Origin of the sequence: Streptomyces sp. yr375 (genome assembly GCF_900110755.1) — a bacterium.
Lineage (GTDB): Bacteria > Actinomycetota > Actinomycetes > Streptomycetales > Streptomycetaceae > Streptomyces.
The window spans coordinates 30,560-51,892 of record NZ_FOFF01000056.1 but is presented as its reverse complement, the minus strand read 5'-3'; the positions used below and the strand labels follow the sequence as shown (position 1 = coordinate 51,892).

The 21,333-nt window shown below is 71.9% G+C and carries 20 protein-coding genes and 2 pseudogenes; 14 read left to right on the top strand and 8 right to left on the bottom strand.

The features are described 5' to 3' along the window. Positions 1-269: zinc ribbon domain-containing protein (locus BMZ82_RS34630; RefSeq protein ID WP_143098965.1), on the top strand; the 269-nt coding region annotated here is incomplete at its 5' end. 61 nt (positions 270-330) lie between these two features. After that, positions 331-858: pseudogene (locus tag BMZ82_RS34625) on the top strand (silent information regulator protein Sir2); the annotation flags it as partial. On the opposite strand, the gene BMZ82_RS42885 reads toward BMZ82_RS34625, so the two are convergent. The 3 genes from BMZ82_RS42885 to BMZ82_RS34610 all read right to left on the bottom strand — a co-directional run bounded on the left by BMZ82_RS42885 (position 801) and on the right by BMZ82_RS34610 (position 3,139). Then, on the bottom strand, positions 801-1,178 hold the full coding sequence (locus BMZ82_RS42885; RefSeq protein ID WP_218159083.1) for a TetR-like C-terminal domain-containing protein: 378 nt from the start codon (positions 1,176-1,178) through the stop codon (positions 801-803). The pseudogene BMZ82_RS34625 and the gene BMZ82_RS42885 overlap by 58 nt on opposite strands. Before the next feature lie 272 nt (positions 1,179-1,450). After that, the gene (locus BMZ82_RS34615; RefSeq protein ID WP_093781364.1) at positions 1,451-2,242 is read right to left on the bottom strand and encodes a hypothetical protein; all 792 of its coding nucleotides are present in this window, start codon (positions 2,240-2,242) and stop codon (positions 1,451-1,453) included. Positions 2,243-2,254: 12 nt separating this feature from the next. Next, positions 2,255-3,139: a DNA-processing protein DprA gene (locus BMZ82_RS34610; RefSeq protein WP_093781363.1), complete on the bottom strand. Its 885-nt coding sequence runs from the start codon at positions 3,137-3,139 to the stop codon at positions 2,255-2,257. 224 nt (positions 3,140-3,363) lie between these two features. Between BMZ82_RS34610 and BMZ82_RS34605 the strand changes: the two genes are divergently transcribed. Next, a complete protein-coding gene (locus tag BMZ82_RS34605; RefSeq protein ID WP_256252270.1) occupies positions 3,364-3,678 on the top strand; it encodes a winged helix-turn-helix transcriptional regulator in 315 nt (104 codons plus the stop codon). A 60-nt stretch (positions 3,679-3,738) separates the two neighbouring features. On the opposite strand, the gene BMZ82_RS34600 is transcribed toward BMZ82_RS34605, so the two are convergent. The 4 genes from BMZ82_RS34600 to BMZ82_RS34580 all read right to left on the bottom strand — a co-directional run bounded on the left by BMZ82_RS34600 (position 3,739) and on the right by BMZ82_RS34580 (position 6,941). Beyond that, on the bottom strand, positions 3,739-4,053 hold the full coding sequence (locus BMZ82_RS34600) for an SCO5918 family protein (RefSeq protein ID WP_093781361.1): 315 nt from the start codon (positions 4,051-4,053) through the stop codon (positions 3,739-3,741). Between the two features lie 290 nt (positions 4,054-4,343). Further along, a complete protein-coding gene (locus BMZ82_RS34590; RefSeq protein WP_093781359.1) occupies positions 4,344-5,876 on the bottom strand; it encodes a DEAD/DEAH box helicase in 1,533 nt (510 codons plus the stop codon). Positions 5,877-6,087: 211 nt separating this feature from the next. Next, the gene (locus BMZ82_RS34585; protein WP_030939356.1) at positions 6,088-6,291 is read right to left on the bottom strand and encodes a cold-shock protein; all 204 of its coding nucleotides are present in this window, start codon (positions 6,289-6,291) and stop codon (positions 6,088-6,090) included. A gap of 185 nt (positions 6,292-6,476) precedes the next feature. Continuing rightward, complete coding sequence (locus tag BMZ82_RS34580) at positions 6,477-6,941, bottom strand: DUF5707 domain-containing protein (RefSeq protein WP_093781371.1); 465 nt, start codon at positions 6,939-6,941, stop codon at positions 6,477-6,479. Between the two features lie 230 nt (positions 6,942-7,171). Between BMZ82_RS34580 and BMZ82_RS34575 the strand changes: the two genes are divergently transcribed. The 5 genes from BMZ82_RS34575 (at position 7,172) to BMZ82_RS34555 (ending at position 13,710) form a co-directional block, all read left to right on the top strand. Further along, positions 7,172-9,553, top strand: coding sequence for a sensor histidine kinase (locus tag BMZ82_RS34575; protein ID WP_093781358.1), 2,382 nt, complete (start codon positions 7,172-7,174; stop codon positions 9,551-9,553). Next, positions 9,550-10,248, top strand: a complete 699-nt coding sequence (locus tag BMZ82_RS34570) for a response regulator (protein WP_093781357.1) — start codon at positions 9,550-9,552, stop codon at positions 10,246-10,248. Before BMZ82_RS34575 ends, BMZ82_RS34570 begins: the two co-directional genes overlap by 4 nt. After that, entirely contained in the window at positions 10,245-10,559 is a 315-nt protein-coding gene (locus tag BMZ82_RS34565) for an SCO4225 family membrane protein (RefSeq protein ID WP_093781356.1), read from the top strand. The genes BMZ82_RS34570 and BMZ82_RS34565 overlap by 4 nt, the downstream gene beginning before the upstream one ends. Positions 10,560-10,614: 55 nt before the next feature. Then, positions 10,615-13,113, top strand: coding sequence for an ATP-binding SpoIIE family protein phosphatase (locus tag BMZ82_RS34560; RefSeq protein ID WP_093781355.1), 2,499 nt, complete (start codon positions 10,615-10,617; stop codon positions 13,111-13,113). Between the two features lie 192 nt (positions 13,114-13,305). Next, entirely contained in the window at positions 13,306-13,710 is a 405-nt protein-coding gene (locus tag BMZ82_RS34555) for a DUF5994 family protein (protein ID WP_093781354.1), read from the top strand. A 6-nt stretch (positions 13,711-13,716) separates the two neighbouring features. On the opposite strand, the gene BMZ82_RS34550 is transcribed toward BMZ82_RS34555, so the two are convergent. Then, complete coding sequence (locus tag BMZ82_RS34550) at positions 13,717-14,769, bottom strand: aldo/keto reductase (RefSeq protein ID WP_093781353.1); 1,053 nt, start codon at positions 14,767-14,769, stop codon at positions 13,717-13,719. Positions 14,770-14,876: 107 nt separating this feature from the next. Between BMZ82_RS34550 and BMZ82_RS34545 the strand changes: the two genes are divergently transcribed. From BMZ82_RS34545 to BMZ82_RS34520, 6 genes and pseudogenes are all read left to right on the top strand, one after another. Continuing rightward, on the top strand, positions 14,877-15,506 hold the full coding sequence (locus BMZ82_RS34545) for a TetR/AcrR family transcriptional regulator (RefSeq protein WP_093781352.1): 630 nt from the start codon (positions 14,877-14,879) through the stop codon (positions 15,504-15,506). Positions 15,507-15,897: 391 nt separating this feature from the next. Continuing rightward, positions 15,898-16,162 (top strand): annotated as a pseudogene (locus BMZ82_RS34540) (helix-turn-helix transcriptional regulator); the annotation flags it as partial. Between the two features lie 37 nt (positions 16,163-16,199). Beyond that, complete coding sequence (locus tag BMZ82_RS34535; RefSeq protein WP_256252271.1) at positions 16,200-16,340, top strand: WYL domain-containing protein; 141 nt, start codon at positions 16,200-16,202, stop codon at positions 16,338-16,340. 22 nt (positions 16,341-16,362) lie between these two features. Then, positions 16,363-16,905 carry an LLM class flavin-dependent oxidoreductase gene (locus tag BMZ82_RS34530; protein ID WP_371271344.1) on the top strand — a complete coding sequence of 181 codons (543 nt, stop codon included), beginning with the start codon at positions 16,363-16,365 and terminating at the stop codon, positions 16,903-16,905. Between the two features lie 235 nt (positions 16,906-17,140). Beyond that, the gene (locus tag BMZ82_RS34525) at positions 17,141-17,605 is read left to right on the top strand and encodes an RCC1 domain-containing protein (protein ID WP_143098964.1); all 465 of its coding nucleotides are present in this window, start codon (positions 17,141-17,143) and stop codon (positions 17,603-17,605) included. Next, positions 17,572-21,288, top strand: coding sequence for a DUF11 domain-containing protein (locus BMZ82_RS34520; protein WP_093781349.1), 3,717 nt, complete (start codon positions 17,572-17,574; stop codon positions 21,286-21,288). Before BMZ82_RS34525 ends, BMZ82_RS34520 begins: the two co-directional genes overlap by 34 nt. Positions 21,289-21,333: the final 45 nt, after the last annotated feature.

The window sequence follows — 21,333 nt, the reverse complement described above, 5'->3', positions numbered from 1 at the left end:
TGATCAAGATCGGCCGGTTCGAGCCGACGAGTCAGGTCTGCTCCACCTGCGGAGTCAAGGACGGGCCCAAACCCCTGAACGTCCGGGAATGGACCTGTAGCGCCTGCGGCACCGTCCACGACCGGGACACCAACGCCGCGATCAACGTGAAGACGGCCGCCGGACTGGCGGTATCGGCCTGCGGAGCGCCGGTAAGACCAGAACTCGTTCTGGCACAGCGTGAAGAAACAGGAAGCCACGGATTCCCCATCGGAAACTGTGCCGCGTAGCGGCACAGCAACCGGTAGAGAAGGCCAGAATCCTCGTCCTTCAGGACGAGGAGCATGTCAATCCGTCTCGCACAACAACATCGACGACGGCTGGGACCTCTACACCAAGACCGACACGGGCGCGATCGGCCCGGTGACCATCGAGGACTCCCTCTCCTACGACAACGGCACCCTCTCCGACGGCACCGTGAACTCCAACGGCGACCGCAACGGCTACAAGCTCGGCGGCGACGACATCGCCGTCAACCACGTCGTGCGGCGCAGCATCGCCTTCCACAACGGCAAGCACGGGTTCACGTACAACAGCAACCCGGGCTCCATGGCCGTCTCGAACAACCTGAGCATCGACAACGCCACCCGCAACTACTCCTGGGACGCGGGCACTTCAGTCTTCCGCACCAACACGTCATGCCGCTTCAACGTAACCGGCTCCAACGACAAAACCACCGGCGACGCCGACACCACCAACCAATTCTGGACCGGCACCAACGGCTCACGCTGCTCGGCGTACGCAGGCAACCTCGGCTGGTCCTACACCTCGGACGGCAAGCTGGTCGTAACGCTAGGAGGCAAACAGGTCACCCTGTAACCGGCGTTGTCGACCTCCAGGTCGATCAGCCGCTGCGCATTGATCGTGTGGTTGTCGAACGCACCGGTGAGTTCGAGGCTCACGATCCCGTGGACCCGCGTCCAGACCAGGATGGCGGCGTGCGCCACGCCCGCCCGCTCCTGCGAGCGGGCCCACAGCCGCAGTTGCCCGTCCAACGTACGGTCCCCCGCTGGTGCCGTCGGCCGGCGCGGCCCCCTGCACGGCCACCAACAGATCCATGAGCAGCGCCACCGCCTGATCCAACGGAGTCTGCATGGTCTGCCCGGCGACCTCCCCGGGCAGGCCGCCGGGCAGGTCACCGGCCCGCTCGCCGAACAGCATGCCGTAGCGCCGCCGGTACCTCAGCGCCCAGTCGCGGCACGCGGTGACCACCAGCCGAACCCGCGTGCGCGGCGCCCTCCTGCCGCCCTCCACGGCCTGGCTCATCGCCGGCGCGGTCACTCCCGTACAGGTTCCTGGAGCGGTACGCCGGGCGCGTGTGTGAGCAGATGACGGGCGGTCACCCGGCCCCCCCAGGGGACGACCGGCCACCTCGGGTTCCGGCGGGATGCAGCGCGTAGTGACGGGCCGGCTATGGCCGATGGTTTGTGTCCCGAGGCGGTGGCTGTGGGTTCGGGCCGTGGTCCCAAGGACGTAGCCCGCAGGCGTCCCAGGAGAAGCTACGCAGGCGGGCCTGTTCGACGAGCGTGGCGGTGTCGCCGTAGGTCAGGTTGAGGTGCCGGCCGAGGACGACGACGGCCACGCTGCCCGCGCCCGCCTTCTTGAGGGCGGCCGCTGCGGACTGGGCGTGGTGGCACGTGGTCCAGGTGTCGTCGATGAGCAGGACGTTCTCGCCCCAGAGCGCGGAGGCGGAGTAGCGCGAAGAGGAGGCCGTACGGCCGAGGGCGGCCGCGTCCGATGCCGGGGTGAGCAGGTCTCGATAGCGGCCGCGAGTGGCTCCGACCATGTCGGCCACCATGGTGCGCAGCGGATGGTCCTCCCGGCCGCTGGTGCTGGGCACCGAGGTGACGATGTCGAAGCCGCGTACGGCGCAGTGGGCCGTGATACACGCTTCGTGCAGGGCGAGGAAGCGCCACAGGACGGCGGCCAGGCCCGTGCGGAAGTACTGCTGCTGCGCTCCCACGACGTTCTTGTAGCGCCACAGTTCGTTGGCGTACTGCTCGTTCTTGAGGGCCAGGCTCACCGGGACCACGGCATCGGCGACCTTGGAGCCCAAGATCTTTCTGGCTTCCTGGCATTGCCAGCAGGTGGGATAGCCGGGTTTCGCCGTGCCCCGGCAGACCTGGCACACGCCGGGCCCCGGCAGCAGCGGATGGACGAGAAAGTTGGCGTAGCGGGCGGCCAGTTCACCAACGGTTGCCATGCGGCCCGCCGCTTATGCCCAGGTGAGCTCGCCCGTGGTGGGGACGAGCGAGTCGAGTCGGCTGAAGACGTCGTCCGGGCCGTCGATGACGGTGGTATTGGGCCGGTTCGCGTACTCCCGGGCCCATTCGTGGGTCATGAGTGAGCGCATGAGGAAGACCCGGCGGCCGTGTTCCAGGGCCAGCCGGGCCTGCATGCGGGCGCCACTGCGGTACGCCGCCTCCACCACGACGGTGGCCAGGCTGTAACCGCTCATCACGGCGTTGCGCAGGGGGAACGACGCCTTTGACTGCGGTGCGTCCGGCCAGAACTGGGAGATCACCAGACCACGCTCGGTGATGTCCCGCTGCAGGCCGGCGTTCTGCGCCGGGTAGGTCCGTCGCAGCCCGGTACCGATGACGGCGACCGTGCGGCCGCCGACGGCCAGGGCGGTGCCGTGTGCGGCGGTGTCGATGCCTGCGGCGAGGCCGCTGACCACGGTGACGCCACGCTCAGCGAGTCCACCCGCGATGGCACGGGCGTGGGCGATGCCTTCTGGCGTGGGAGTACGCGTACCGACGACTGCGACCCGCAGGTCGGCCGCGACGGACGTTCCCCGCAGAAAGAGGAACGGCGGCCGCTGATGGACCAGCCGTAGATAGAGCGGGTAGTCCTCGTCCAGGATCGTCACGAATCGCATGCCTTCGCGTTCCCAGGCGGCGATCTCGGCGGCGACGGCATCCAGGTCCACGGCCGGCCCGGTGTCGAAGAGGGCACTCTGCCCCGAGGCGTCGAGTGCGTTCTCGAGGACGTCGCGGGCGCTTCCGACGGTCTCGATCTGGTCGGTGAGCTCGGGCCAGGAACGATCACCGCGTCGCAGGAGTGCGACGAGGGCGGCTCGCTCCAGCTCGTGGTCCATGCTGCCAGTATAGGAAGAACGTCCTGTCGGCTGGACGCCTGCGGATCCGCTGGTCCAACCTGGCCGTCTCGGGCGGTATCGAGCGGTCGCCGTCACGGTCCGGTTCCGCCGTCGGGACGTAAGGTCAAGGCATGGGTGTGGAGGGGGACGGGGACGGGGCGTCGCTGGTGGATCTTGTGCGGGAGGCTGATGTCGGGAGTGGGGTGTGTCCGCAGCGGCTGGTTATGGAACATGTCACCAGTCGGTGGGGGACGCTGGTGCTGATCGCTTTGCGGGAGCGTTCGTACCGGTTCGGTGAGCTGCGGCGGGAGATCGGGAAGGTCAGCGAGAAGATGCTGACGCAGACCTTGCAGACGCTGGAGCGCGACGGGTTCGTCCACCGTGATGCCAAGCCGGTGATCCCGCCCCGGGTCGACTACTCGCTCACGGACCTCGGCCGTGAGGCGGCCGAGCAGGTCCGGAGCGTCGCGCAGTGGGTGGAGCGGCGGATGACGGCCATCGAGCAGGCCCGTGGGGAGTACGACTCCGGGAAGTCGTGACCCGCCCCCCCCTCGCGTCGGGTGGGGGCGGGCGGGTCTCGTTACGGGCCTTACGTACTTCTACGCGTCCTGCGCGCCGGGGCTTCCCAGCAGTTCCGACGCCGTCTGGAGCGGGGTCAGGACGTACTGGGGTGCCGCTTCGGGGTGGTCGTGGCAGGTGAAGCCGAGGCGGGTCATGGCCCGGACGACCTCGCCGCTGGTGAAGTCGCGGCGGTCCTGCCGGGTGAGGATCTCGCCCACCTGCTTCACGGGGTAGCGACGTCGGCCGATGGTCACGGACTCGCCGGTGACCAGCTCGGGCGTGATGCCCTTCATCGAGTCCAGCACCCCGTTCCTGGTCAAGTCGAACGGGTAACGGGCGATGACACAGCGCATGATGCCTCCCAGGGAGGAGAGGGTACGGGGGACTGGGGGTGGAGGACTTCTCGCAGGCGGGTTCGGTCCGTGTACGCGGAGCTGTCGCGGAAGGCGGTGAGCCGGGTCCGGGTGACGGCACCCGTGGTCTGGTCGTCGCCGTCGCACAGGAGCAGGTACTCGACCCGGGCGCTGTCCATGAGGGAGAGCGCCACTTCGATGGTCATGTCGTCGAGCACCCGGGGTTGCAGCATCCGAACCGGTGTCAAGAAGTCGCTCCTGCCGAGAGGGGAAAGGGAGGGATGGTGGGGTCAGGCTGCCGGGTCTGCCGCTGGGCGTTGGCGGGCCGTCGTCCGGCGCCAGCCTGCCTCCGCCGAGGAACGGCCGCCCTGGCCGCCACGGCCACGGCCGCCCCGGGACGCGGACGAGCCGCCGGCCCGTCGCGGTCGCTTCTCGGCGGCCGGTGCGGTGATGACGACCGGGACGCCGGACGGGGCCTGGGCGCCGGTGATGCGGCTCAGTTCCGCCTCGCCCGAGCGGACCGGGGTGACCTGGGGGGAGATGCCGGCGGTGGCCATCAGCCGGGTCATGCCGCGGCGTTGGGCGGGGGTGACCAGGGTGACCACGCTGCCGGACTCGCCGGCGCGGGCGGTACGGCCGCCGCGGTGCAGGTAGTCCTTGTGGTCGCTGGGCGGGTCGACGTTGACGACGAGGTCGAGGTTGTCGACGTGGATGCCGCGCGCGGCGACGTTGGTCGCCACCAGCACCGTCACATGGCCGCTCTTGAACTGGGCGAGGGTGCGGGTGCGTTGCGGCTGGGACTTGCCGCCGTGCAGGGCCGCCGCGCGGACACCGCTGCTGAGCAGGTGCTCGGTCAGCCGGTCCACCGCGTGCTTGGTGTCGAGGAACATGAGCACCCGGCCGTCGCGCGCCGCGATCTCGGTGGTCGTACGGTGCTTGTCGGCGTCGTGGACGTGGAGCACGTGGTGCTCCATCGTCGTCACCGCGCCCGCCGACGGGTCGACGGAGTGCACCACCGGGTCGCTGAGGTAGCGGCGGACGAGCAGGTCGACGTTGCGGTCGAGGGTGGCGGAGAACAGCATCCGCTGGCCGTCGGGGCGTACCTGGTCGAGGAGTTCGGTGACCTGGGGCATGAAGCCCATGTCGGCCATCTGGTCGGCCTCGTCGAGGACCGTGACGGCGACGTCGCCCAGCCGGCAGTCGCCCCGGTCGATGAGGTCCTTCAGCCGGCCCGGCGTCGCGACGACGACCTCGGCGCCGGCGCGCAGCGCGCCGGCCTGCCGGCCGAGCGACATGCCGCCGACGACGGTCGCGAGGCGCAGCCGCAGCGAGCGGGCGTACGGGGTGAGCGCGTCGGTGACCTGCTGGGCGAGCTCGCGGGTCGGGACGAGGATGAGGGCGAGCGGCTGGCGGGGTTCGGCACGCCGGCCTTCCATCCGGGCCAGCACGGCGAGGCCGAAGGCGAGGGTCTTGCCCGAGCCGGTGCGGCCACGGCCCAGGACGTCACGGCCGGCCAGCGAGTTCGGCAGGGTCGCCGCCTGGATGGGGAACGGGACGGTCACGCCCTCGTGGCCGAGCGCGGCCAGCAGCGGGGCGGGCAGGGCGAGTTCGGCGAACGCCTCGACGGCGGGCAGGGCGGGGGTGATGGTCTTCGGCGGCGCGAATTCACCCTGGAGTGCGGCCGGTCGGCGGCCGTGACCTGCGGAGCGGCGCTGAGAGCCGAAACGGCTGCCGCCGCTCGATCCCGTCGACCCTGTCGAGCGCGACGATCCCGTCGATCCCGCGAAACGGTCGTATGTGCGGGTTTTTCGTGCATGGTTCATGCAGAACCTTCCTTGTTGCGGGCGCGTGACAAGGAATTCCGCAGCGGGAAGAACGGCGCAGAGAATCGCGAGAACGAGCCGGAAACGGGGTGAAAACGAGGTGAAAACGGGGGTGAAGACCGGGCGGAAAATCGCCGGAAAACGAAGCGAGCCGGGGCCCGCACCCCAAGGTGCGGGCCCCAGCTACGAAAGTATGCGTCAGCGCCGATGCTCAGGCGGGGACGATGTTCTCGGCCGTCGGGCCCTTCTGGCCCTGCGCGATGTCGAACGACACCTTCTGGCCTTCCTGGAGCTCGCGGAAGCCCTGGGCGGCGATGTTCGAGTAGTGGGCGAAGACGTCGGGGCCGCCGCCGTCCTGCTCGATGAAGCCGAAGCCCTTTTCCGCGTTGAACCACTTCACGGTACCGGTGGCCATGATGTATCTCCTTCGGGATGGTGATCAACCCGTCGGAAAACCTCTAGGCAACCACAACTGCAACTGAGGTCGACAGTAGCATGCCGTGATCGGGCAGGTCGGAAAAATAATTCTGAGTGACTTCCCGTTCCGGGAATATTCATCGCACGCAGATCTGCCGCGTGATCTGCGGTGAGAACACAAACTCAGCGAGTTACGTCGAAGGCGGCGGCGCGGGGCACGAACGTCGTGTCGCCGTCCTTGGCCGTCGCCAGCACCGAGACGTGCCAGGTGCCCGGGGCCAGTTCGGCGGCCTCCGCCTTCGTGACGGCCAGGGTGTAGGTGCAGCGGGACGCCGTGGTGCCGTGGCAGCGGGCGTCGGCCACGTCCCGCAGCTCCGCCTCGGTCGGGTCGAGCTTCGAACTCGCGGGCCAGGCAAGGACCTTGAGGCCACGGACACCGGAGTCGTCACTCACGTCGGCGGTGAACGTGATCGAACCGGCGGCGGCGCCGGACGGGGCGACGTAGCGGACGGAACTGTTCGCCACGGTCACCTTCGTGCCGGCCGAGGACGACGCCGAGGCGACGGCGATGCCGCCGGCGGCCACCGCGCCGACCGCGCCGACCGCGACGACACCGACGAGCGAGGACACGAGAACGCGCTTGGACATGGGCTTGGACACGGGCTTGGGCATGGAGGATCCCCCTGGACGAGTTCAGTGAGTCGGACGTGTTGTCCGACGTGTTGAACGCTAGGGGCGAGGGACCGGCGCCGTCCTCGCGCTGCGGGACGATTGGCCGCTCCAACCGCAGGTGCAGCGTCTGCAACCCAGGTAAGAGGCCCGAATCCGCCTTCCGCCGGAGTCGGGCCGCTCACCTGCGGTCATAGCCTGGACCCGCCATGAAACGAACCGACGACGACCGGCTGCTCCCGGTCCTGCTGCTCTGCGCCCAGGCCCTGCTGTGGCCCGGCGCGGAACTGGCGCGCGGGGCCGTCCCGTCCGCGTCCGCGCTGCTCGTGGCGGCTCTGGTCGCCGGACCGGTGACGGCCGCGCTCGCCTTGCGCCGGACCCGCCCGGTGGCCGCCCTCGTGGTGGTCGTCGTGGCCTGCGCGCTGGGGGCGGGGCCGCTGCCCGCCGGGGCGGTGGCGGTGCTCGGCACCGCAGGCGTCGCGCTGGCCCTGTTCACCGTGGCGACCGAACGCGACACCTTCACGGCCGTGCTGTGCGTGACGGCGCTGGCCGCCTGGCAGTCGCTCCAGGGCATCGGCCTGCACGGGCTGCACGGGCTGCGCGACCGCGACGGCCTCGACGTCGTCCTGACGGCCCTGCTGTACGCGTCCGCGTGCGGCGCGGGCCTGCTGGTACGGCGCAACCGTCGTGCGCGCCGGGCCGCCGAACGGCTCCTGAACCGGGCCGAGACCGAACGCCACCGGCTCCCGGCAGCCGAACGACGGCGTATGGAACGGGAGTTGCACGACGTCAGCGCCCACCATCTGACCGCCGTGGTGGTCACGGCGGGCGCGGCGCTCGGACTGCGCGACCGGCGTCCCGAACTGGCCGCCGAGGCACTGGAGTTCGCGGTCGAGACCGGCCGCGAGGTCACCCGCGCACTCGGCGCGGTACGGGCACCGGCGCCCTCGCGCGAGCAACTGCCGTCCCCGGAGGAGCGGTTGAGAGGCCTGATCGCGGGCTTCCGCCGACTGAACCAACAGGTGGACGACGAGATCGGGGGCGAGGGCGGGGCGTTGCCGGACGGCGCGGTCGCGGACGCGGTGTACGGCATCGTCCGCGAGGCGCTGACCAACGTGGCCCGGCACGCGCCCGGCGCGCGGACGAGGGTGGTGTGCCGGTACGGCGACGCCCGCACGGAGGTCGTCGTCACCAGCGCGGCACCCCCGGCCGGTGCGGCGGCGCACGGCGTCGGCCTCGGCGGGGGACGCGGCCAGGGCTTCCTGCGGTCCCGGGCGCGGGAGGCGGGCGGCACGCTGACCAGCGGTCCGACGGCGGACGGCGGCTGGGAGGTACGGGCCGTCCTGCCCGGCCGGAGCGCTGCCCCGGCGGACCGCTCCGTCCCGCGCGGCTACCGGCCGGCGCAGGTCACGGCCGCCGTCGGGCTCGTCCTGCAACCCCTGATTCCGGTGCTCGTCATCCGCACGGAGATCCAGTCGGGCGGCGCGCAGGTCTCCGCAGGCGCCCTCTTCGCCCTCCTGGCGGCGGCCCAGGCGGTCGCGCTGCTGTGGCTGCGCCGGGCGCCCCGCACCGCCCAGCTCACCCTGCTCGGCCTGGCCCTGCTCTGGCCCCCGGCGATGACCACGGCCGACTACACCGGCCCGGTCCTCCTGCCCCCGGCCCTGAGCATCCTCGGCACCTGCGCGGCCCTGGCCGCGGTGACGTCCCGCGCGACGACGGACACCGCGCGCACCGGTGCCCGCAACGGTCCCCGAACGGCGACACACGCCGCCGCGGCCGTGGTTGTGCATGCGGGCGCGGTGGCGGTTGCCGTTCTGGAGCGGGGAACGGACCTTCCAGGGTGGGGAGTTGGGGCGGGTGCCGTGGTCGGGGCAGGGCTTGTGGTCGGGCCGGCCTGGTGGGGTGGACGTATGTGGGGGCGGCGCGAGTCGGCGGTGCGGGGGGCGCGGGACGAACGTCTCGTCGCCTGGACCGAGGAGGCCGTACGGGAGGCGTGGGCCGAGCGGCGGCGGATCGCCGCCGGGCTGGAGAGCACCGTGCTGGCGCGTACCGGCGACATGGTCGAGGAGGCGGCGGCGGGGCGGCTCGACGCGGTCGCCGAACGCGCCCGTGAGGCGCTGGCCGCGATGCGCGCCCTGCTCGACACCGTCCGGGAAGGAGAAGGAGAAGGGGAAGGGGAGGGGGAGGGGGAGGGGGCGTCGGGGCCCGCACTGCGGCCGCAGCCCACCGTCCAGGCCCTCGATCTGCTCGCCCAGCAGTGCCGGGCCACCGGCCGCGACGTGGAGATACGGCTCACCGACCGTGTCCCCGAACGACTGCCCACCGCCGTGGACCTGGCCGCCTACCACGCGGCCGAGACGGTGCTCGCGGCCGGCGGCGACGAGCCCGCGCTGCTCGAACTCGACGTGCGCGACGGTACGTTGACGCTCACCGCGACCGGCGTGCCGCGCGCCGACGACCCGGCCGTACGGGCGCGGCTGGCGGCGCGTGCCGCGACGCTCGGCGGCACCCTGGCCACCACTGCCGGCCGACCGGGCACGGTCCACCTACGGCTGCCCCTCGCGGGCGAGAAGAGGGAGCTGGAGCCATGAGCCTCAGCGTGCTGGTCGTCGACGACCAGGGCATCGTCCGGGCGGGGTTCGCCGCCGTGATCGACGCGGAGGAGGACATGACGGTCGTCGGCGAGGCCGCCGACGGGGCCGCCGCGGTGCGGCTCGCCGCCGAACTGGCCCCCGACGTCGTCCTCATGGACGTACGGATGCCCGAACTGGACGGCATCGCCGCCACCCGCATCATCACCGGCCGCCCGGACGCGCCCCGGGTCCTCGTCCTGACCACCTTCGACCTCGACGCGTACGTCTTCGACGCGCTGCGCGCGGGCGCGTCCGGGTTCCTGCTCAAGGACGTGAGGCCCGCCGAACTGCTGGACGGCATCCGGGTGGTGGCCGCGGGCGAGAGCGTGCTCGCGCCGTCCGCGACCCGTCGGCTGATCGGCCACTACGCGTCCGGGGCGGGGCCCGCCGCCTGGTCCGGGAGCGGTCCGCGCGAGCTGGAGAGTCTCACCGGCAGCCAGCGCAACGTCCTCGCGCTGCTCGCGTCGGGACTCAACAACGCGGAGATCGCCCAGAACCTCGGCATCACCGTCGGCACCGTGAAGTCGCACGTCAACGCCCTGCTGCGGAAGCTCGGGCTGCGCGACCGGGTCCAGGCGACGATCCTCGCCTACGACCTCGGCCTGACCCGCCCGAACCCGTCCGGCCCGCACCCGAGGAGCTCACCCGAGTGAACCGCCCGCCGACCCGCCCGCTGACCTGGCTGCGGCATGCCCTCACCGACGTCGTCGCCCTCGTTTACCTGGCCGGCTGTGCCGTCCTGCTCGGCTGGGCGCTCGTCGTGAGCGTCGCCGACGACTCGGGTGAGTCCATGGCCGGGGTCATTCCGCTGTTCGCCACCCTCCCGGCCAGTTTCGTCCTCGCCGTACTGCCGGACGGCACGGCGATGTTCGTCGTCGCCGTGGCCGTCGGGGCGCTGGTCAACGCCATGGTCATCGGATGGTGCGCACGTACGCTGCGGCGGAATAATGTTGAAAAAGGGTAGTACGGGTAAGTGAGGAGTCGGAGGCCGGAGTCCGACGAGAGCGAGATGAGCGGCCATGGAGGAGACGGGTTCCGTCCGGGACGTCGTCGACGAGGCGCTCACCGCGCGCGTCACCGTCGACGAGCACGCCACCGTGACCGGGTGGAACGCGGGCGCCGAAGCGCTGCTGGGGCATTCGGCGGCGCGGATCCTGGGCCGGTCCGCCGCCGTACTGCTCGCCGAGGAGCCCACCCCGGCGCGGCTCCCGCCGTTCGCCGGGCTGCCGAGGTGGCACGGCGACCTCGCCCTCAGGCACCGGGACGGTCACCGCGTCGACGCCCGCGTGCTGGCCCACCACCGTACGCCGGAGTCCGGCGGCGGCGAGTGGTTGCTGGTCTCCGCCCTGACCGGGCAGGAGCCCGCGCCCGCCGACGACGACCTGGTGGGCTGGAGCTTCGCCCAGTCTCCGAGCTGCGCGCTGGCGCTGTACGACACCGGGCTGAGGTTGCGGCGCGCCAACGAGGGCCTGGAACGCACCATGGCGCTCACCGAGCGTGACATGCGCGGGCTGCGCGTGTCGGAGATCGTGGACGACGCGGCGGGCGAAGTGGCCGAGCAGGACATGCTTCGGGTGCTGGCGACCGGCCGCCCGCACTACCGCGAGAACTATCTGCGGACCGCCGGTGAGCCCGAGGAGCACGCCTGGTCGGTCGTCCTGGCCCCGCTGCGGGACGCCGCGGGCCGGACCCGCGGTGTCTCCCTCACCGCGCACGACATCACCGAGCAGTACTGGGCCCGCAACCGCCTCCAGTTGATCGCCGAGGCCGGCCGGCGCATCGGCAGCACCCTCGACGTGACCCGGACGGCACAGGAACTGGCGGACGTGGCGGTCCCCGACCTCGCCGACTTCGTCAGCGTCGACCTGCTGGCCTCCCTCGACGAGGCCGACGGCGACACCGGTGACGGTGACGGCGGAGGCGGAGGCGGAGGCGAGGACAGGCGTACGGACTCGGGCGACGGCTCGCTCGTGCTGCGCCGCATCGCGCATCAGTCCGTGCTGCCGGGGGTGCCCGAGGCGGCCGTCGTCCCGGGCGGGACGGAGGAGTATCCGGCGGGCGCGCCGCCGGCGGACAGTGTGCGGTCGGGGCGGTCGCTGCGGTACCGGACGACCGATCCCGTGATCGTCGACTGGGCGGCCCGGCACCCGCTGCGGGCCGAACGGATCCGCGAGTTCGGCATCCACTCGGTGATGACCGTGCCCCTGACCGCGCGCGGGAGCGTCCTGGGCGTCGCCGTCTTCGTCCGGCACCGGCATCCCGAGTCGTTCCAGCAGGACGATCTCGTCCTCGCCGAGGAACTGGCCGCCCGGGCGGCCGTCTGCATCGACAACGCGCGCCGGTACACCCGCGAACGCGGCACGGCGGTCGCCCTGCAGCGCAGTCTGCTGCCGCAGCGGCTGCCGGAGCAGGACGCGGTGGAGGTCGCGTCCCGGTACCTCCCGGCCGGGGCCCGGGCCGGGGTGGGCGGCGACTGGTTCGACGTGATCCCGCTGTCCGGCGCGCGGGTGGCGCTGGTCGTGGGGGACGTCGTGGGCCACGGCATCCACGCCTCCGCGACCATGGGACGGCTGCGGACCGCCGTCCGCACCCTCGCCGACATCGACCTGCCGCCCGACGAACTGCTCACCCACCTCGACGACCTGGTCGTCCGGCTGGCCGGCGAGGACGTCGGGGCGACCTGCCTGTACGCGGTGTACGACCCCGTCTCGCGCCGCTGCACCCTAGCCCGGGCCGGCCACCCGCTCCCCGTAGTGGTGAGCCCCTATGGTGCCCATGGCCCCGACCGCACCGTAGAGCTGCTGGATCTGCCGACCGGGCCGCCGCTCGGGCTCGGCGGGCTGCCCTTCGAGTCGGCCGAGATCGAACTGCCTGAGGGCAGCCTGCTGGTCCTGTACACGGACGGCCTGATCGCACCGGCACCGGCACCGGCGTCCGCGTCCGCATCCGCATCCAGTGATCGTGACGCCGACTCCGCCGCCGTCGACGACGGTCTGTCCCGGCTGTGCCAGGCGCTCGCGCGCCCCGCCGCCTCCCTCGACACGGTGTGCGACACGGTCCTCGGCGCGGTGCTCCCGCACCGGCCCATCGACGACGTCGCCCTGCTCGTCGCCCGCACCCGGGCGCTGGACTCGGCCCGGGTCGCGGTCTGGGACGTCGCCCCCGATCCCGCCGCCGTCGCCGAGGTCCGCAAGAACGCCGTCGGGCAACTGGACACCTGGGGTCTGACCGACGCCGCCTTCGTCACCGAGCTGGTCGTGAGCGAGCTGGTCACCAACGCGATCCGGTACGCCGAGGCGCCCATCCAACTCCGGCTCATCCACGACAGAAGCCTCATCTGCGAGGTCTCGGACGCCAGCAGCACCGCGCCCCACATGCGCCGCGCCCGCACCTACGACGAGGGCGGCCGGGGCCTGCTCCTGGTCGCCCAGCTCACCCAGCGCTGGGGCACCCGGCCCACGGCCACGGGCAAGACGATCTGGGCCGAACAGGACATCGCCCCCTCCGACCCCCCGTGACGGCCGCCCGGTCACGCGCAGTAGCCGGGGAGGGCGGGGGAGTACGGTGAGGGCACGAGGATCCTTCGTACACCGGCGTCCTGACCGGTCTCGTCCTCGCTCCGTGCGACTGGAAAACAGCCCGCCCAGGCCTGCGACCTGCTCACTTCCGTCTCCCCTTACGGCCCGCTCGCGGCCCCTTACGGAGCAGACATGACCACCGCACTCCAGCCCCCGCCGCCGCCCTCCCTCCCGCTCCTGCGCCTGACCCTGGCCCCCCACCGCTCGATGCCCCGCCCCATCGACGGCGCGTGGTGGCCCCGTTCCTACGACCTGCTCGCCGAACTCCCCGCCCTGCTGGGCGGGTTGCCGCCCGCCTGGGGTCACATCACCCGGGTCGGCGTCAACGGGTCGAAGTGGTCGGCCGCCCCCGGCCGGATCCTCGTCTGCAACCAGGTCGTACGACTGTCTCGCAACGTGACGGCCACCGCCCCGGACACCGTCGTCCTACTCGCCCCCGGCCGCGGCCGCTGGGACCTCCTGGTCATCCCACCCGACACCACCGAACAGACCGCACACCCCCTGATGACAGCGGCGGCGGACGACCACACCCACTGACGGAAGTCATGCGGCGGGCGGAGGCGTGACAACTGGTGGGTTGAGGCGGGCGAAGCCTTCCTGGCGCTGGTAGGGGAAGTACGGGTAGGGCGCCGTCTTGCCGCTCGCCGCATCGAGTTTCGCCATCTGGTCGGGCGTGAGTGTCCAGCCGACGGCACCGAGGTTCTGGCGAAGCTGGTTCTCGTCGCGGGCGCCGATGATGACGGAGGAGACGGTCGGTCGCTGCAACAGCCAGTTGATGGCGATCTGCGGAATGCTTTTGCCGGTCTCCTGCGCGATCCCGTCGAGGGCGTCGACCACGCGGTAGAGGTGGTCGTCCTCGACCGGCGGGCCGTGGTCCGCGGTGTGGTGCAGCCGGCTGTTGGCCGGTAGCGGCCGGCCGCGGCGGACTTTGCCGGTGAGCCGTCCCCAGCCGAGGGGGCTCCAGGCGAGGGCTCCGAGGCCCTGATCGAGCCCGAGGGGCATCAGCTCCCATTCGTAGTCGCGGCCGATGAGGGAGTAGTAGACCTGGTGTGCGACATAGCGCGGGTGGCCGTATTTTTCCGCGCTCGCGAGGGACTTCATCGCCTGCCAGCCGGAGAAGTTGGAGATGCCGAGGTAGCGGACCTTCCCTGCTCGTACGAGATCGTCGAGCGTGGACAGGACCTCCTCGACCGGTGTGCCGGCGTCAAAGGCGTGCAGCTGGAACAGGTCGAGATGGTCGGTGCCGAGCCGACGCAGGGCGTCCTCGCACGCGGTGATCAGACGCGAACGGGAGGAGCCCGCATCGCCTGGGCCGTCACCCATCGGCAGGCCGGCCTTGGTGGACACGATCACCTGGTCCCTGCGGCCCTTGATCGCTTCGCCCAGCACCTCCTCCGAGGCCCCGCCGGAATAGACGTCGGCGGTGTCGAACATCGTGATCCCGGCGTCGAGGCAGATGTCCACGAGACGGCGCGCTTCCTGCGCATCGGTGGTGCCCCAGGCGCCGAACAGCGGCCCTTGGCCGCCGAAGGTGCCGGTGCCGAAGCTCAGTGCGGGGACCTTGAGGCCGGATGCGCCCAGCCGCCTGTATTCCATGGCTGTTCCTCTCTCGCCGCCCGTACCCAACTAATGGGCTCGGAGTACCGTTAGCGTGGAGCCTCAACGTAGCAGGCGCGAGTGATTAACGAAACTGGAGTCCCGTTATGGGGTTTGAGGGTGCGGATCCGGGGACCGTCCGTCCTGGAGGGCGCACGGCGCGGGTGCGGTCGGCGGTGCTGCAGGCGGCCGGGGACGCCTTGGCGGAGCACGGCTTCGCCCATCTGGACCTCGCCGACATCGCGCGCCGGGCCGAGGTGGGCAAGACCACCGTCTACCGTCGCTGGGGCACGGTGACCGGCCTGGTGGCCGATCTGCTGGTGGACATGGCCGAGCAGTCACTGCCGCGTACCGAGACCGGCTCGCTGCTCGGTGATCTCACCGCCAACGCCCGGCTCGTACAGCGCACCTTGGCCGACCCGAGGCAAGGAGCGCTGTTCAAGGCGGTGATCGCCGCCGCCACCTGCGAGGCGAAGACAGCCGAGGCCCTGCACCGCTTCTACGACATCCGCGTCAACGAGTGGGCACCCTGCGTCCAGCAGGCCGTCGACCGGGGCGAGGTGCCCGAGGGCACCGATGTCCACGAGGTGATCCGTGCCGTCTCCGCCCCCCTCTACTACCGCCTGCTGACCAGCACCGACCGCCTCGACGAAGCCGCCGCAGACCAGGCCGCCGGGGCCGCAGCGGCCGCCGCGCGTGCGGGGGCGTACCTGCGGGGCGACGAAGGTCGTACGTGACCGGCTTCCCCCATCCGCCGCTGACCGCGGGTCACCGTGCATGATCTCCGGGGGCATGCCGTCTCCAGGTTCCTCCGGCCTCGTCGGCGAGTCGGGCGGTGGTGTCGTTGGGGCTCGGAGTACGAGGTGGCGGACCGCCGAGCTGCGTCCTCGCTGGGCAGGGAAGCCCAGGCCGCGGAGGCGAATTTCGAGGCTGTCCGAGGTCATGGGGTGTCCGGCCCGTCGGCCCGGGAAGAGCCGTCGGGTGCGCGCCCGGATTGGTTGCGGTCATGGTGTTCGGCAGGGGACGCGTCGTGCTCGTGATGGGGTGATCGCAATCCTCCAGCTCAGGGACGTCGATAGGGGCCGAAGCCCGAACCCGACTCCGGCCCGGACCTGGAATGATCGGTTCATGCGCGCGGCCCGGCTCCTCTCCCTCGTCCTCCTGTTGCAGAACCGGGGGCAGGCTGACGGCCGGTGAGCTCGCTGAGGAGCTGGGTGTCTCGGTCCGGACTGTCTACCGGGACATCGACTCACTGAGCGGCGCGGGCATTCCCGTGTACGGGGACGCCGGGCACCGCGGCGGTTACGAGCTGCTCGGCGGCTACCGGACCCGGCTCACCGGACTGAACGCCGACGAGGCCGAGTCCCTGTGCCTGGCCGGGCTGCCCGGTGCGGACGGTACGGCTGGAGTCGGTCGAGTCGGCGGTGCCGATGCTGCTGTCATTGGGGCCGGACATCGAGGTGCCGGCTCCCGAGGAGCTGCGCCGCGAGATCGCGGAGACGGCGGCGGCCGTGCTCGACCGGTACCGGCCGGCGGACACATCAGGCCGGGCGGGGGCCGGCGACGGGTGACGATGCTGTTGGATAATTCCGGGTGACGGGCCGGGCCCTCACCGCTTCAAGATCACCCCCATGGCAGGCGGCGCACGGGCTGCCCTTCCACGACACCACCCACGCCGTCGAGAGCCTCGCCGAGGCTCTCACGGTGATCCGCCGTCTGTGGACCGCCGACCAGCCCTTCGACTTCCACGGCATCCACCACCACCTCACCGGCGCGTTCGGCAACCCCAAGCCCGTCCAGCGCCCCCACCCGCCGGTCGTCGTCGGCGGACGCTCGGCCGCGACGCTCCGCGTGGCCGCCGAACACGCCGACCTGTGGAACATCCCGGGCGGCGACCTCGACGACGTCGTCCGCCGCAGCGCCCTGCTGGACCGCTACTGCGCCGAGATCGGCCGCGACCCGGCCGCCGTCACCCGCTCCATCCACCTCCCCGTCTCCTACGACCGGCCCGGCAGCGCCCGCGCCGCGATCGCCGAGGCGACCGGCGCCGGGTTCCGGCACGTCGTCCTCGGCCTGCCGGCGCCGTACCCCGCCGACGTCGCACGATGGGTCGCCGACGAGCTCGTCAGCCGGTAGTCGGCCGATAGTCCGCCGGTGGTCCATCGGTGTGGCGCCCTCCGTGTCCCCCGTCGCCCTGCCCCCGCACCGGGCCATCCTGAACAGTTCCGAGATCATCCAACGGCGGACGTGAGGGTTGGCTGTGTCCAAGGTTTCCAGGGTGTCCAAGGGGTTCAAAAAGTCCAAAGGGGCCGGCGTCGACGAAGTCGTCCCTCTCCCCGTGTCCGTGCCGTTGCGTCCCGGGCGGGTGGTGATGCGGGGTACCCATACCTGGGTTCCTCCGGAGATCACCCGGGGCGGGGTCACCGGTCTTGCCTGTGCGGACGAGAACTGGAACATCGCGGTGCGGCACGGCCGGGTCGTCGAGTGGGACACGAAGCAGGTCGTCCAGCGGTTTCCCGTGCGGGAGCAGGGGAAGATCGTGGCCGTCGCGGCCGGGGGACCGGACTTCGCCGCCGCGCTCAGCAGCACCGGCAAGGTGATCGTGTGGGGGCGGGCGGGGCTGCCCGAGATGCTCGAGCGGTGCATGCCGCAGGAGGTCAGGGACGGCACCGCGCCGGCGATCGCCGCCGGTCCGGACCATCTGGTGGCCGTCGTCTCGGGCGCCGTCTTCTGGTGGGGCGACTGGGACGGGGGGGGGGAAGGGCGCGCCTCCTGTACGGCGCGACCGTCGACGAACCCGCCGTGGAGGTCGCCACCGGGCAGGAGCACGCGCTGATCCGGACCTCGAAGAACCGTCTCGTGAGCTGGCGCAAGGACCCCGGCGACCAGCTCCTGAAGCCGCCGCAGGAGGTCCTCGACGCCAAGGTGCGCGCCGTCTCGGCGTACCGACGGCTCGGCATGGCCCTGACGGAGGGCGGTCACGCGTACGCGTGGGGCGTCGGCGTGTCCACGCAGGGCGGGCCGCTTCTCATCAGCGAGCCCAAGGTCGCGGCGATCGCCGCCGGGCACTACGCCTTCCTCGGCAAGGCGGACGCCGTGCGGCAGGACGCCGTACAGCCGGAAGCCGTGCGTTTCCTCGCCGGGGACCGGCCGGGCGGCGCGCCCAGTGACGTGAACGCGGTGTTCCCGGGCGACTCGCTCGTCACCGGCAAGTCCTACGTCCTGAAGAACGTCGGCTTCGGGACGCCGGTGCAGGGGCCGTGCGTCGGCGGTGCCTCGCCGACCCTGCTGGCGCTCGCCCCGGCGACCGACGCGGACGTCACGCTCCAGGAGGGTTACGTCTATCCGGCCGCCGTCCGCCCCGGCAGCGACCTGGCCTTCCAGTGGCGGGTGGACAACGACGGCCCGGCCAAGGCCACCGGCATCCAACTGACCGTGCAGTTGCCGACCGGCACGACCCTGCACCCCAAGCACAAGAGCGCGGTGGACAAGGGCGCGATCGTCGATCTCGGCGGTGGCAGGTACCGGTTCAAGACGGTCGACCTGGAGCCGCAGGAGGACGGCTGGACCGTCCCGTTGATGACCCGGACGGCCGCCGACGCCAAGGGCGAGCTCACCGCGACCGCCGAGGTCACGGCGGGCAACATCGCCGACCCGACCCCGCCGTTGAGCGTCGCCGCGCAGGTCAGGGACGACGGCGACAAGTGGGAGTCCGACGACGACTCCGACCTCTGGGAGGACATCGGCAAAGCCCTGCTCGGCGGGTTGTTCGCGCTGTTCAAACTGTTCAGCCTGCCCGGCGGCGGCAACTCGTCGCAGTCGAAGAAGAACAACCGCAAGCCCAAGCGGAAGAAGCCGAAGAACAAGTTCACCACCCTCCGGCTCGACGCGAGCGCCGACGTCGACAAGCCGGCGGCCGGTTCCGGGGTCGTCATGACCTGGACCCTCAAGAACACGGGCGGGAAGAACAAGGCCAAGTCACCGGCCGTCACCGTGATCGTCCCGAGCGGGCTGACGATCACCAAGGCGAAGCCGGCCAAGGGGGCCAAGGGGTCAGCGAAGACCTCGGCCAAGGCGTCGGCCAAGGGCTCGGCCAAGGTGCTCGGTAAGCGGAGCGTCCTGTTCCGGCCCGGTTCGCTGGGCCCGGACAAGGAGGCGAAGGTCGAGATCACCGTCCAGGTGTCCGACGATCCACCCGCTTCCCTGACCGTCACTGGCACCGCGGTCGCCGGCAACGCCGTCGCCGTCCCGCACAAGCTCACCGTCAAGCCCCGCCGCAAGACGGCCCTGCGGCTGCCCCGGGGCAAGGCCACCCCCGAGCGGCTCCAGCCCGGCAAGGACGTCGCGTTCGAGTGGGCGCTGACCAACGACGGCCCCTCCCCCGCGCGGAAGACGAAGCTGCGGGTGACCCTGCCGAAGGGCCTGGAGCACGTCACCCTCACCGCGGACGCCAAGCCGCTGGCGTACACCAGGGAGATCCCGTCCCGGATGGCCGCCGACGTCCCCGACCTCGCGAAGGGCGCCACGCTCAAGCTGGCCGTGCGGGGCAGGACGCCCAAGGACCTCATCGGCGACCTCACCACCACCGTCGAGATCACCGCCGACGACGCCGGGAAGGCCGTACGGGACAGCGTGACCGCCACCCTGCGGACGACGCTGGAACTGACCGGGAAGATCGTCGGCAAGGTGGCCGCCAACGCGTACGGCACCTATGTGTGGACGGTCCGCAACACGACCGACGTCGACGCCACCGACGTCCGGCTGTCGATGACGGCACCGCCCTCGGAGCAGGTCCTGCTGCACAGCTCCGCGCCGCAGACCACCGAGGCGAACGGCGAACTGCTGTGGAAACTGGGCACGTTGAAGGGGAAGTCGACCGCCGTCGCGATCGTCACCTACCAGATCCGCCCCGACCAGGGCGGTCGGCGACTGGGCCCCACCGCCGCCACCGTCAGGGCCGCCAACGCCAACGACGCCCCCGTCGGGGAGAAGCCCCGCGCCGAGATCACCGAGCGCCCGGCGCTGATCGCGCGGCCCGTGCTCTACGGCGTTCCGGTCGTCATCGGAAAGCAGGCGGAGTTCTCCTGGAGCCTGTCGAACGAGGGCGGGGACGCCAGTGACGTCAAGATCGTCGTCGACGTGCCCAAGGAGCTGACCGGGCCCAAGGTGACGTCACCGTCGGGCACCGCCGACGGGAACACCGTGACCTTCTCCCGGGTGCCGGCCGGCACCGTCTACCCGGAGGCCGTCACGGTCACCGGCACGCTCGACGCGCCCCGGCCCGGCGCGGTCGGGGTCCAGGCCGAGGTGTCGTACCAGGGCCGGACCCTGGCCGGAGTCGCCTGCCACCGTATGGCGGTCTCCGGGGCGAGCCTCGCCGTGACCGCCGCCGCGGGCAACCCGGCGACCGTGGACGCGGGCGCGCCCGCCACCCTGACCTGGACGGTGTCCCGGGTGGCCCCGGGCCCGTTGCAGGGCACGTTCCTCGTCGTCGACGTGCCCAATAAGGTCGTCGTCACCGCCCTCGCGGTGGACGGCCACGAGGTCCACGTGCGCGACGACGGCCGGCACCTGGTCCCCGTCGACCCCGCGTCCGCCAAGCCGGTCACCGTCCAGGTCTCCTGGCGGGCCGACGACGACCTCGGCGCGGGCCCGGTCACCTTCACGGCCGCGCCGGTGTGGGAGGGAGAGCCCGAGCGGGTGCGGACCGCGCCGGTGACGGTGGAGATCACGCGGAAGGCGGTGCTCGGCGTCCTGCCGCAGCCGTCCCTCCCGGACCCGGTCGTCGCCGGGACGGACGCCCAGCTCGTCTGGGACGTCGACAACTCCGCGGGCCCGTCGAGCTGTTCGGCCCTGACGCTGTCCGTGCCGGCCCTCGACGGCTGCACCCTGCTCAGCGCCACCGCGGGGACGGTCCCGGCCGGGTTCCAGATCATCGACGACCACCCGAAGCGGTGGGTGATCGACGTGGCCCGGGTGCTCGGCGCGGGCCACGCCACCCAGGTGACGGCGAAGGTCGCGGTCGCCGCCGACGCGGCCGTCGGCGCGCGGTCGGCGACCGCCACCGTGAGCGGCCAGAACCCGGACGCCACCCGGACCGCGACCGGCTCCGTCACCGTCGGACGCGTCGCCCAGGTCACGCCCACCCCGACCGGCGCCCCCACCACCTGCACGGCCGGCGACCAGGTGTCCTACCTCTGGTCCCTCGTCAACGACGGCCCCTCGGACGCCTCGGTCGCCTTCACCGTGACCGTCCGCGGCGAGAACACCCAGGTCACCGTCCCACCCGGCCAGGCGATCGGCGCCGAGATCACCGCCAGACCGGCCGCCACCGAACTCACCTGGAAGCCCACCGCGCCCCTGCCCCCCGGCGCCTCCCACATCCTGGCCTTCATCGCCCAGACCAACCAGGTCCCCGGCCGCATCACCCTCACCACCCACCTCACGGTCAACGGACAGCCGACCACCCAGCCGGACGCCTTCCATACGACGGTCACGGCACGGCCCGCGGCCGAGTAGCGGGGCGGGCCGGCAGGGGGTGCCCCGGGCGGCACCCCCTGCCCG